The 12,410-nt window shown below is 46.8% G+C and carries 9 protein-coding genes; 3 read left to right on the forward strand and 6 right to left on the reverse strand.

Features of this window, described 5'->3' with window-relative positions:
* Positions 1-73: 73 nt before the first annotated feature.
* The 6 genes from LSG37_RS16590 to LSG37_RS16615 form a co-directional block, all read right to left on the reverse strand.
* A complete protein-coding gene (locus LSG37_RS16590) occupies positions 74-1,072 on the reverse strand; it encodes a sulfate ABC transporter substrate-binding protein (protein WP_233080920.1) in 999 nt (332 codons plus the stop codon).
* A gap of 93 nt (positions 1,073-1,165) precedes the next feature.
* A complete protein-coding gene (locus LSG37_RS16595) occupies positions 1,166-3,574 on the reverse strand; it encodes a TonB-dependent receptor (RefSeq protein ID WP_233080921.1) in 2,409 nt (802 codons plus the stop codon).
* Between the two features lie 326 nt (positions 3,575-3,900).
* A complete protein-coding gene (locus tag LSG37_RS16600; RefSeq protein ID WP_233080922.1) occupies positions 3,901-5,064 on the reverse strand; it encodes a trans-sulfuration enzyme family protein in 1,164 nt (387 codons plus the stop codon).
* Positions 5,065-5,155: 91 nt separating this feature from the next.
* Entirely contained in the window at positions 5,156-6,217 is a 1,062-nt protein-coding gene (locus LSG37_RS16605; protein ID WP_233080923.1) for an isopenicillin N synthase family dioxygenase, read from the reverse strand.
* Positions 6,218-6,654: 437 nt separating this feature from the next.
* The gene (locus tag LSG37_RS16610; RefSeq protein ID WP_233080924.1) at positions 6,655-8,085 is read right to left on the reverse strand and encodes a Na+/H+ antiporter NhaC family protein; all 1,431 of its coding nucleotides are present in this window, start codon (positions 8,083-8,085) and stop codon (positions 6,655-6,657) included.
* 322 nt (positions 8,086-8,407) lie between these two features.
* On the reverse strand, positions 8,408-8,809 hold the full coding sequence (locus LSG37_RS16615) for a hypothetical protein (RefSeq protein ID WP_233080925.1): 402 nt from the start codon (positions 8,807-8,809) through the stop codon (positions 8,408-8,410).
* 255 nt (positions 8,810-9,064) lie between these two features.
* Here LSG37_RS16615 and LSG37_RS16620 point away from each other — a divergent pair, with 255 nt between their 5' ends.
* The 3 genes from LSG37_RS16620 (at position 9,065) to LSG37_RS16630 (ending at position 12,370) form a co-directional block, all read left to right on the forward strand.
* Positions 9,065-9,463 (forward strand): BlaI/MecI/CopY family transcriptional regulator, encoded by a 399-nt coding sequence (locus LSG37_RS16620; protein ID WP_233080926.1) that lies wholly within the window; start codon positions 9,065-9,067, stop codon positions 9,461-9,463.
* Positions 9,464-9,465: 2 nt separating this feature from the next.
* Positions 9,466-10,998, forward strand: a complete 1,533-nt coding sequence (locus LSG37_RS16625; protein ID WP_233080927.1) for a M56 family metallopeptidase — start codon at positions 9,466-9,468, stop codon at positions 10,996-10,998.
* 106 nt (positions 10,999-11,104) lie between these two features.
* Positions 11,105-12,370, forward strand: a complete 1,266-nt coding sequence (locus LSG37_RS16630; protein WP_233080928.1) for a serine hydrolase domain-containing protein — start codon at positions 11,105-11,107, stop codon at positions 12,368-12,370.
* The last annotated feature ends 40 nt before the right edge of the window (positions 12,371-12,410 follow it).

A 12,410-nucleotide genomic window follows, 5' to 3' on the forward strand; every position in this document is an offset into this window, starting at 1 on the left:
AAGGAACCCCTTTTGTGGTTAAACAACAAAAAGCGACAGCTGTATAGCGTCGCTTTTTAATTCGTTGTTTTGGCTAGTTATAAATTTGATCAAAGATGCCGCCGTCACCAAAGTGTTCTGGTTGGGCTTTTTGCCAGCCACCAAAGTCGGCAATAGTCACCAGCTTTAGTTGCGGGAACTGTTTACTGTATTCTGCTGCCACTTCTTTATCGCGAGGTCTGTAATAATGTTTGGCTGCCAGTTGTTGACCTTCTTTGCTGTATAAGTACTGCAGATAAGCTGTGGCAACTTCAGTGTTGCCTTTGGCTTCGGCATATTTATCGACCACAGCCACAGAGGGCTCAGCCAGAATGGATAAAGAGGGCACTACGATTTCGATTTTGTCAGCACCCAATTCGTTGACAGCTAAAAAGGCTTCGTTTTCCCAAGTCAGTAATACATCACCTATGCCACGCTGCACAAAAGTAGTAGTTGAGCCACGAGCACCAGAGTCCAGTACCGGCACGTTTTTAAATACTTTGGTCACGAAGTCTTTGGCGGCGTCATCTGAGCCGTATTTTTGTTCGGCATAAGCCCAGGCTGCTAAGTAGTTCCAGCGCGCACCGCCTGAGGTTTTTGGATTCGGAGTGATCACTTCGACCCCTTCCTTGACCAGGTCGTCCCAGTCTTTGATATTTTTTGGATTACCTTTACGCACCAGAAAAACTATGGTGGATGTGTAAGGTGCGCTGCTGTCGGCCAGGCGGCTTTCCCAGTTTTCCGGTAACAATTTGCCAATTTTTGCCAGCGGGTCGATGTCACCGGATAAAGCTAAAGTAACAACATCTGCTCTTAAGCCATCAATGACAGAACGTGACTGGCTGCCTGAACCACCATGAGATTGTTCAACTTTGACTGTATCGCCGGTTTTTTGCTGCCAGTAGGCCGAAAAGGCTTGGTTGTAATCACGGTACAACTCGCGGGTCGGATCGTACGACACGTTAAGTAACGTCACTTCCTTGGCTGCAACCTGACCACTTAACGCCAGCAATACGCCTAAGACTAAGGCTTTGGATTTTTGTAAAGAACTCATAGTTTCACCTCTATTCTTACCCGTTGATTTTGTGTTCTCACCAGCACCGCCAGAGAGATAAGCCACACATAGAAGGAGTGGCTTCAGATCTTATTAAAACTCTGTTTTGACTCTCAGGCCTATGTTGCGTGGGTCACCCGGATGGCCATAAATGGCACCTGAGTTACCTGCCTGAATACTTAAAAAGCTCAGGTAGTCTTCGTCAAACGCATTACGGGCATACAAGGACACATCAGTACCGCCATCGGTACGGAAACCTAAACGCAGGTTGGTCAAGGTAGAGCCATCAACTTCCAGGTATCTGGACACCGATGAATCTGAGTTCCATTTTGAGCGGTAGCTAACATCAGCGGCAAAGTACAACTCGCCAGACACTGTACTTAGCGTAGCCGGATGCACATATTCACCGCCCAAAGAGCCTGTATTTTTTGAAACACCAGGTAAATCACGACCACTTAAGTCAAAAGCCGCAGTAGTTCCTGTTAAAAACTCTAATGGTGGAGGACCATTTTTAAAGGAGTCATATTGGCCGTCTGTGTAAGCGTAAGTGAAGTAGGCACTTAAGAATTCGTTCACCAGAATGCGGCTGTCAATCTCAATACCACGTACTGATACTTCTTCAATGTTGGCCAGATAACCCCTTAATGATCCAGGGCCTGAATCCACAACGTTGGCTTGATAGTCTGTTACTTTGGTGTCATAAACAGCCAGGTTTAACGTGACATGACGATCGAGAAACTGAGATTTTAAACCCACTTCTACTGTGGTCGATTTTTCAGGTTCGATTACAGCGCTGACTAAGGAAGGAGCTCCTGTGGAATCAGTTGGGATCCCTGCTGCGTTAATGCCACCAGATTTATAACCACGGGCAATATTCAGGTAAGTCAGATGATCCTCTGTTAAGTCATAAGCAATATTCAACTGGCCTGTTGGACTTGAGTCTTTAAAATCGGCCTGGTAAGCCTGATTACGGGCAATACCGTTTTTTGCGCTGATTAATGCCGGATCGGTAGTTTCTAAACCACCACTGACTATTTGAGTAAAATCACCTGATTTTTCTTCTCTGGTATAACGCACACCCGGAGTAATGCGTAACTCATCGCTCAGATGGTAAGTTGCCTGAGCAAAAATAGCGTATGAGTCGGTGTCTGAGTACACTTTAGTGTTGGAGGTATAGCTATCAAGCAGATTTTCCGGTACTGCTGTTCGGATCAGCCACTTCGCGCCATCAGATCCCCATTGCTCAGTACCAGTGGTTTCAATGTCCTGACCAAAACCATATAAACCCACCACCCAATCCAGATCGTTTTGCCCTGTGGAAGCCAAACGGAATTCCTGACTCCACTGATCCTGAACCGACGGGTTATTCGACTTAGTACGAACCGCGAGAGCTGTATAGTCACGGTCATTTTGCGGTGTCCAATCCCATGATCTCAAAGCGCTGATGGAGGTAAAGGCTATGTCACCCAGATCCCAGTTGACAGTAGCTGAAGTGCCTCTGATGATCTGACGAGCTTGTATAGGAGAGTTCACATCTACCAGTCTGTCATAAGGATTTTGGCTTGGTGGTGCGTAATCAAATAATTCAGCTAAAGCCGGAAACTGCGATGCAGCTGAGCGGCCTGTAGGGCCATACCTGACAAAAACCTGAGTATTGGCATTTGGATTTTGATAAGCGTAGTCGGCTGAAACACGCACATCGACATCGTCAGACGGTGTAAATAATAACTGGCCGCGTAAAGCCTGACTGTTGGTATCGTTTTGTTTTGTGCCTAAAGTCACGTTGTATAAAGTACCATCACGTTGAGTGCTGGAAGCGCTGAAACGGCCAGCAACTTTTCCATCCACCAAAGCCCCGGATACAGTGGTTTTGCCCTGCAGAAAACCATCCTCACCCAAGGACAATTCAGCTCGACCTTGAGGGGTGAAGGTTGGAGCTCCAGTAGTCAAACTCAAAGCACCTGCCGTCGTGTTTTTACCAAACAAGGTGCCCTGAGGGCCACGTAATACCTCAACCCGTTCAATATCCAGTAAGTCGACAACAGCAGAACCTGGGCGAGCGTAATACACTTCGTCGACATAAATACCCACACCAGATTCCAGGCCATCGTTGGTTAAACCAATCACACTGCCTAAACCACGAATAGTTAAAGCGGTATTTCGAGGGTTAGAAGAGATTAACTGCAAGCTGGGTTGTAAGCGGGTAAGTTGTTCTGTGGAGTAAGTGCCGGTTTGTTCTAAGTCTTTCGCTGTAACTACCGAAATTGAAATAGGCACGTCCTGGACGTTTTCTTCACGGCGACGCGCTGTCACTTTGATGACTTCCACTTCTTTGTCTGCAGCTAAATCGGCAGCCGCTTCATCGGCTTGCAGTGAAGCGGAAAAGCTGAGAGTCAATAAAGCAGTGATACCTGCTGCAGTAGCTAAAGGCTTGAAAGTTTTAAATTTATTGGTTGGATGCAAGCGTGACTTACTGATCACACCGTAGTACTGACCTGACATAAAGTTCTCCAAAAGTTTTTTATAAACTTCCGGCGCTCCGGTCAGTTTTCATTTTTTATTTCCTGGTTTTTGTATTCAGAGCTTGAGTTGTAGTGGCTCCGTTCCTGGTAGCTTTCCCATTTAGGTTTTAGCCGTCTGGACGCTTGAGATGAATGTAGATGATATTTATATTCTTAAAAAGAACGAAATTCGTATTTGATAGTTCAGAAATGAATAAGGGCCAGAGTTATTAGCTCTGACCCTCGGAACAGCAGTAGGTCATCCAGTAAATACTGATAGTTAGTCAGCCTCAGATATCTGGGTCAGAACCAAGGCTCCGACCCAGATCACAGCTTCGCCAGAGCCTGTGCTAAGTCAGCAATTAAATCATCGGCATCTTCGACGCCTATACTCAGGCGAACCAGATTATCGGTGACGCCAGCTCTCTGTCTGTCTTCTGCTGTCATAGCGGCATGAGTAGTACTGGCAGGATGACAAGCTAAGCTTTCCACATCACCTAAGCTCACGGCCTGCGCGAATAACTGCAGGTTATTTAGAAACACTGCAGCCTTGGCAAAACCACCTTCGATATCCACGGCCACCATGCCACCAAAACCAGTGGCTGTGTCTGCTATTGCCTGATGCCCAGGATGACTGGCATGACCCGGGTAATACACCTTGGCCACTTTAGGCTGAGCTGCTAAAAAGTCAGCCACTTTACGGGCGTTTTCGATATGAGCATCCATCCGCAAGGTCAGAGTTTTTACGCCACGTTGCAGTAAATAAGCTTCCTGCGGGCCTATAGGTGAACCTATGTGCTTCAGCGCCACAGTACGGATTTTCTGCATCAGCTCGCTGCGTCCTGCCACTATGCCGGCAATAATATCGCCATGGCCAGACAGGTACTTAGTGCCGCTGTGCATCACAATATCAGCCCCAATTTCCAGCGGGCGGAATAAATAAGGCGTTAAAAAGGTATTGTCACAAATCACCAGAGCTCCGACTTTACGGGCTGCTTCCACCACAATGCGGGTATCTATCACTTTTAAGGTGGGGTTGGTGATAGGTTCAAATAACACTACTTTGGTGTTGGGTTTCACCCGCTCTGCAAAGTCTTTGTCGCTGCTATAACGGCTTAAGGTTACACCAGCGCGGGTTAAGGTATTACGTAAAAAGGCATCAGTACCGCCGTAGACCGGGTCGATAAAAGCCACTTCATCACCGGCGTTGGTCAGCGCATACATAATGGCGCTGACAGCGGCCATACCGCTGGCGACCACTAAAGCTTCATCTGCCCCTTCCAGCGCTGCTAGTTTCTGCTCTAAAGCTGAGGTAGTAGGGTTGGCAAAACGGCTGTAGATATAACCTGGGTTCTGACCTGAAAAACGTGCCTGACCTTCTTCGGCTGTGCCGTAACTAAAGGTGCTGGTGAAATACACCGGAGTGGCTAAAGCGCCGGTACTTGGGTCTGGTTGTTGCCCGGCATGAATACTTAAAGTACGAAATTTCATAATAAACCTTGGTTTTACTTTATTAATAGTTCAGCCGGGTTAATCCGGCTGTCACATTGGGGATGTATCTATCTTTACTTTGAAGCTGAGCTCAGACAGCTTTTGCCAGCTCTGCGTAATGAGCGGCAGCCACATCACGGTGTGAACGTAAACGTCCTTTTAGCACATTCTGGCCCACCTGATAAAACAATGGATTAGTTGGATCGCTGGCCGGACCTTTAGCTTCGTCAGCTAAATGAGACGGCAACTGCAAGAAAGGCACAGTGGCGTCCAGTTGAGCTGCCATAAAAAAGGCACAAGAGTAACGTTCTATGCCTGAATTTGGGCTGACCACTCGGTGCAAAGTAGCTTTTAAATAGCCGTTGGAGGCCAGTTCTAATAGCTCACCTATATTGACGACAAAAGCCCCTGGCAGCGGGGTAACGCTGACCCAACCTTGTTCAGTTTCCACTTCTAAACCGGATTGATCGTCCTGCACGACCAAGGTCAGATAACCCGGATCTTTATGAGCACCTACACCTTGTTTGCTGTTCGACGCTTTTGCATCCACACCCGGATAACGAATAAGCTTCATATGCTGATAAGGACCGGCTTTGATGGTGGCATCTAAAGCATCTGCAGGTTGTTGTAAGGCCAGCATTAAAGCGCGCATTAGTTTTACCGTGATGTCCGACAAGGACTGTTGCCAGTTCAGCAGTTCAGTTTGCATTTGTGGTAAAGCCGTTGGCCATTGATTAGGGCCAATTAAACCTTGCCAGGCTGGGCTGATATCCGTATTGGCGGGCACGGCTTCTTCCCGCATCACATCAAACTGTTCACGTATATCCGGCTGACCACGGGTTAATTCACCGCCTAAACCTGTGTAACCACGAAAATGCGGTGAGTGGATCATCTGTACTTGTTGTTTATCGGCCAGTGGCAGCGCAAACAACTGTTTTGCCAGCGCTAAAATCTGTTGCTGCTTTTGCTCGCTCTGACCATGACCTGTCAGGTAAAAGAAACCCACATCACGGGCTGCAACACGCAATTGCTGAATAAAAGACTGTTGCTCAACAGCAGTGCCATCCATCAGGCTCAAATCCAGCACAGGCAAAGCTCTGCTGGCCTCTGGTGCGGCGTTGCCGGATAAAAACTCTTGTGTTGAATGAAGCATAGACACCTCGATGTTCTCAAATTCATACTGGCCGTTACCTGCATCAAAAGAACTGGTTTGAGCAGCTGGCAGAAAGTGTGCGCATTCTAGGCTTGAGTGAGCAGTTAAATAACGAATGGATTGGTCTTGTATAGATGAATTAGAAATAACCGGATGTCTGGATAGTTAGCGGTCTTTAGATATAAAAGTCTTAGTATCTAAAACTTTATGGAATAAAGGAATGGCCAGTTATGCTTTCCAAGCCAGTCCTTCGCTAACAGGCTTATTTATAACAGTATTTCGTAAGAAATGGCTGGGAAGTCTAAAGCTGTACGTTTTTATGGATTAAAGGCAAGTGTTTTTCTATATCGCCAAAAGTTATAACCAAGATAAATTTGGCCTGTTGCTAGATACAACAAAGGCACCATCAGGTGCCTTTGTTCATACTGAATTACCTGTTAAGCAATCAAGATAAAACCAATAAATGCCAAAGTGGCAGCTATTAAGGTGTAAGGCAGCTGAGTTACAGCGTGCGATACCAGATTACAGCCTGAACCCTGAGCAGCTAATACAGTAGAGTCACTGTAGAAACAGGCCTGGCTGCCAAAAGAGCTGGCCGATAACAGCGCACCAATAACCAACGGAATATCTGCTTCTACTGCATAAGCCAAAGGCATCACAATAGGAATAGATACCGCAAAAATACCCCATGAAGAGCCTGTCGCAAAAGACAACACAGCCATAGCTAAAAACACAATGGCTGGTAGCATTTGTGCCGTCATATAAGGGGTCAGGTTTTCAATCACATACTGCGGCAGCAATAACTTGTCGCAGACATCTTTAAAGATAAAAGCGGCAATCACAGTACAAATGGCTGGCAGCATGGTTTTAAAACCATTCATCATGACTTCCATCATATCGCCTAAAGACATCAGGCGCTGATAGCTGTAAAACACAATAGTCAGCACTAAAGTCACCAACAGGCCTTTAAGAACATCTATATCAAAGTAGATGGTAAAGCCAATCAGCATCAGCATTGGCACTATAAAGTTACGCAGTTTGCCTTGCTTATTGCTGTCTTCAAATTCCTGTTCCATGGCATGCACAGCATACTGATCACCTGCTGGTACATTCTGGCCTTGCACATGGTGGTGACTGGCTGAAGCTTCGACACTCACTTCTGGCAGCGCATCTAAAGGGGTACCATTTTGCGCAGCAAGTTCAGCCTTTTTCATAGGGCCTATAGTAGGCATTATTTTTAAGGTCACCAGCAACACCATAGTGACAGCTAGCCATGGATACAGCATGTAAGGAATGGCTTGCATATAGACTTCCACGCCTTGCCCGGCCTCAGCCACTTTGTTGTTTTCCAGTAAACCGCCAAAAAAGATGGCCCAGGTGGAAATAGGAATGATGACGCAAATAGGGGCAGCGGTAGAGTCGACTATATAAGCCAGCATCTGACGGGAGATTTTATATTTGTCGGTGACTCTTTTCATCGCTTCACCCACGCTTAAAGCATTGAGATAATCGTCGATAAAAATAATACAGCCTAAAACAAAGGTCATAAACATGGAGGAGCGTGGGCCTGTGGCCAGCTTTGAAGCCGAACGGCCAAAAGCTACAGCACCACCAGTGTGGATCAGTAAACCAATCAGTGAACCAAAACCACCACACACCAGAATCAACCAGCCAATGGTTTCATCTTGCATTACGCTGGTAGAAATTTCAGCGAAGGTATTCAGTAACTCAAAAGGTTGAGTTGGGAACAGCATCAGCAAACCTGCAACAGCACCCACAACCAGCGACAAAATAGGTCGCTTCAGCCAGATGGCAACAGCCATCACAACAACTGGTGGGATCAAACTAATGGCACTTGGTGAATCCATTAAAGGGTTCCTTCACAAAGCCTGGCAATGCCAGAAAAATAAAAGCCAACCGCAGTAGCATAGCTTATTTGCTTACGTACGGAGTGTTTGGGGTTGAGCTGCCAGAGCCCGGGACTGAAAGTGATTGCTTATGGCGCAATTTCATCAGATCAGGGTAAACAACAGAATGAATTTACACGGGTTAAATTCAGGCGCGCAATAATAACAAAAAAAATGTTTTGCACAATATTTGTCTGAAGATGAAATTCAGGCGGGGATTTAGTTTAACTATTTGAATTTCATTAAAAAATCACTGCCGCGGCTAGCGGCAGTGAGCAGAAAATTATTTAGCCTGAGTGATCAGTTCTAACTTATCTAACACATCGGCCTTGAAGCTTAATTGCACAGACTTTTGTGCCGCTTCCTGAGTTTTTACTAATTCTGTTAAAGTTGGGTAGCTGGCTGACAATAAAGTCACATCGTAAACCCAAAAAGTTTTACCGTCTTTTTCTGTTTTGCTTGCTGGTTCACCCAGTTTTTCAGCAATAGCAGCCTGAGTAGATTTACCTTCAGTTAAACCTAAAGCTGTGCGAACTGACGTGTTTAAAGCCGCAGTTTTAACGCTTTCTTTGGTATCGTTTAGTGCACTACCTACACCGCCTTTAACAGCATTTAACCAATCAGCCTGAGCTGGAACTGCAGTCACTACTAAGGCAACGAATAAGGCGCTTAACTTTAATTTCATCTTGTCTCTTCCATTTGAGAATTAATCAGGGAACCTGCAACCTCGATGCTGCAGGCGGCGCGGATGGTATAGCAGATTGAGCTTCAGTCCAAGTTTTTTACCAGAACTTTACATAATTTTGCGATGGACTGAAGATAAAACTGACGCCATTCGTGAAAAAAAGCACAAAAACTAAAGAATTAGTTGAAGTATGAAAAATGTTCAGCTAGATTAAAACTAATTCTTTAGTAGATGATTCTTTAATGGGTAACAGGCATGGCAAGAGCAAAATCCCTCGAGCTTACAAGTGCAGAGCAAAAAATCATGCAGGTGTTATGGCAACATGGCCCTTGTTCAGTGAAAGACATTACGGCAGAGCTAAGCAAAGAGTCTGCGGTGGCTTACACTACAGTGCAAACTTTATGTCGTATTCTGTTTGATAAAAGCCATGTTGACTGTGAGAAGCAAGGCAAAGCTTTTATTTATCAGGCGACTACAGTGCAGCAGGAAGCCCGCAGTCAGGCCTTAAGTACACTGCTGCAGCGTTTTTTTGGCGGCTCTCCGGCTTTGCTGGCACAACATCTGATAGAGCAACAAGAGTTAGCGCCAGAACTTGTTGATGAATTACAGGCGCAAATTAACGCTCACTCAGGTAAGGCAGCACAGGGAGACTGATCATGCTGGAATTTAGCTGGTTGTTGTTTTATCTGGTTTTACATCTGCTATTGGCCCTGGTGACGATGCCATGGCTGTATTGGCTTGGCCAAAGCTCATGGCGGCCAAAACCGCAGTGGATGTTGCGCTTGTGGACCGCAGTGGCGGTGCTGTTGTTTGTATTGCCCGCTGTTGTATTAAGTGAAGGCACTGAACAGGGAGCGCCGCAGCACTGGTTTAACGCTGACATCTCTGTTTTACAGCAACAGCTTCAGTTACCAGAAGCCACAGCAGCTGCAGAGATCGAACCGGCTTTAACTCAGCGCTGGGATTTGGCACCACAGCTGTTTTATTTATTTGTCCCTCCAGCCTGGTGGTTATTGCTTGTGCCTTTGGGCTGCTGCTGGCAACTAGGGCGATTCAGCCAAAGTTACAGAGCGAGCCGCAAGTTATGGCTAGAGGCAAAACCTCTGAACTTGCCAAATATCACCAACCACAAGCCAGCACTGTATCAGCACTCTGCCATTGGTAGCGCTATGCTGGTGGGACTGCGTCAGCCTCGAATTATCCTTCCTGCATTATGGTTACAGAGTTTGTCTGAAGAGCAGTTGCAGCATGTGATTGCTCATGAGCGTATGCATTGGCGTCGATGCGATCTGGCGGCTTTTTATCTGCAACAATTATGTGCGGTGTTGTGCTGGTGGAGCCCGGTCTGGGGCTTAATCTGTCGGCAACTTAATAAATACCGTGAATTAAGTTGTGATGCTGCTGTAACGGCGCAATTAACGCAGCCACATCGTTATGCCCAAACCTTGCTTGATTGCAGCAAAACCTATCAGGCTGCGCAGCCTCTATTACTTGCTATGCCATGGCAGCAGCAACCTTTGTTAGCGCAGCGGATCCGTCTTGTGCTGCAAGGTTCTGCAGGCAAAATCACACCACAAAGTTGTGCTTTGCTAATGGCGTTATCTTTGTCTGTGGCCGCCACTCTGGTTTTGGCACAACGCGCTCAGGTGGCCCGTTTGCCTGCTGAATATGCTCAGGTTAGCCTGACTGAACTGACGCAACTGCAACAATTACTGCAAAAAGTGCGGCAGCGGGATTTAGCCGAAGTGCGCCAACTACTTGCTTTGGGTTATCCGTTAAATGCGGCTATGCCGGGTGAGGGCACTGCTTTAATGCTGGCCGTGCGCTCTGGCGATAAAGCCATGGTTGAATTGTTGCTTGCTGCTGGTGCTGATGTAAACCAAAGCAGCAGACGTGATGGCAACCCACTGATTATCGCAGCCCAGCTTGGCAATCTGGAGTTAGCTAAGCTGCTGGTTCAGGCCGGGGCGAATGTGAATGCCATAGTGCTGGCGGATGAAACGCCACTAATTAACGCCAGTTATATTGGCGATCTGGCAATGGTGCAGTATCTGGTTGAGCAAGGCGCCAGGGTTAATCTGAAAGTGGAAGCGACCTTAATGGATAGAAGTGAACTACGCTCGCCACTCAGCAGGGCTTCTACTGCCGAAGTCAGGGCTTATCTGTTGCAGCAGGGGGCAACCCCCTAGAACAAAACTGCTTTTAATTAAAGACTCAGAATTTCGGGCCTTGTATGCCCGTGGGCGAAGCTTTGCCCAAAACCATGGAAAATGATAAAACTAAAGGACATAACCAATGAAAAAAAGACTAATAGGTGCGGCAGTTGTGTTGCTGGCTGGGGCTGCAGTGGCATGGGATCAGTTGTCTGGCTGGACAGATTTATCGACAAAGTTGTCAACCGGGGTACCAGAGCAGACAAAAGTGTATCAACCAGAGTTTCAGGCCTCTGCAGAACAAGCCATAACTGCACTGAAGCAAAGTCAGCAGCAAGGCCAGTTTCCGGCTTTGACGGCTGCTGTAGCATGGCGTAGCCAGTTGTTATGGGCCGGAGCTGTGGGTTATGCCGATCTTGAAAGTCAAAAGCCAGCCAGTATTGAAAGTCAGTTTCGTATTGGCAGCACCTCAAAGGCGGTGACCGCCACTGCATTAGCCAGAGCCATGGCTGCTGGCGTTATAGAGTTGGATGCGCCAATCAGCCGCTATAAAACCGATCTGCCTAATTCGCAGTGGCAGGATTTAACTTTACGGCAACTAATGTCACACACAGCCGGTTTTCCTGGCTATAAAGAAAACACCGACTGGATTGGTGCGGTACACACTTTATTAAAACAAGCTGAGTTTCATGATGTGCATGATGCTCTGAGCTTATTTGATGAAAGTAAACTGCTGTATCCGGCAGGCACAGATTTTCATTACAGCTCTTTTGATGTCAATCTGGCCAGTGCTGTTTTGCAAAGTGCGGTACAGGCACCATTTTTACAGTATTTGGATACGCAAGTCAGTCAGCCACTTGGATTGCTTTCTCTGGCCGCTGCTGAGCTGCCATCGCCCCATCAGGTCAGCTTTTACACGACCCGTGATGGTTATGCCAAAAAACACAGAGAGGTGAATTTAAGCCAAAGATGGGCAGGCGGTGGCATGGCAGCTAGTTCAGTCGATTTAGCAGTGTTAGGCTCAGCCTGGTTTAACTCAGACTTTATTCCCGCGGCAGTACAGCAGCAGTTCTGGACACCACAAAAATTGCGCAATGGTGAAGTCAACGAGCAGTTTTATGCCTTGGGTTGGCGCAATTTTTCGCAAAAACATATGTTTTGTGACAAAGAGAATCCGCTGAGCCGCAGCGTCAGTTTTGTGCACCATGGTGGTGTGTCCAGCGGTGCTCAAAGCTGGTTAGTTATTTATCCGGAGTTGCAGCTGGTGGTGGCGATGAACACTAATACAGTCAAAGAGAACTACTGCGATTTTGCCAGACAAGCCGCTTTGATCACCCGACCATTTTTACAGCAGATTGCTCCGGACTGGTTATTGTCTGCCAAGCCGCAGGACAGCGACAAAGGCTAAACCGCTCGTTAAATCATAGCTGCTTTGTTCTGTATCAATG

Origin of the sequence: Rheinheimera soli (genome assembly GCF_021290985.1) — a bacterium.
GTDB lineage: Bacteria > Pseudomonadota > Gammaproteobacteria > Enterobacterales > Alteromonadaceae > Pararheinheimera > Pararheinheimera soli.

Excerpts from the sequence above, each read along its gene's own strand:
- LSG37_RS16590 (WP_233080920.1), bottom strand. The coding sequence starts at position 1,072 with ATGAGTTCTTTACAAAAATCCAAAGCCTTAGTCTTAGGCGTATTGCTG.
- LSG37_RS16615 (WP_233080925.1), bottom strand. The coding sequence starts at position 8,809 with ATGAAATTAAAGTTAAGCGCCTTATTCGTTGCCTTAGTAGTGACTGCA.
- LSG37_RS16605 (WP_233080923.1), bottom strand. The coding sequence starts at position 6,217 with ATGCTTCATTCAACACAAGAGTTTTTATCCGGCAACGCCGCACCAGAG.
- LSG37_RS16630 (WP_233080928.1), top strand. The coding sequence starts at position 11,105 with ATGAAAAAAAGACTAATAGGTGCGGCAGTTGTGTTGCTGGCTGGGGCT.
- LSG37_RS16620 (WP_233080926.1), top strand. The coding sequence starts at position 9,065 with ATGGCAAGAGCAAAATCCCTCGAGCTTACAAGTGCAGAGCAAAAAATC.
- LSG37_RS16600 (WP_233080922.1), bottom strand. The coding sequence starts at position 5,064 with ATGAAATTTCGTACTTTAAGTATTCATGCCGGGCAACAACCAGACCCA.
- LSG37_RS16625 (WP_233080927.1), top strand. The coding sequence starts at position 9,466 with ATGCTGGAATTTAGCTGGTTGTTGTTTTATCTGGTTTTACATCTGCTA.
- LSG37_RS16595 (WP_233080921.1), bottom strand. The coding sequence starts at position 3,574 with ATGTCAGGTCAGTACTACGGTGTGATCAGTAAGTCACGCTTGCATCCA.
- LSG37_RS16610 (WP_233080924.1), bottom strand. The coding sequence starts at position 8,085 with ATGGATTCACCAAGTGCCATTAGTTTGATCCCACCAGTTGTTGTGATG.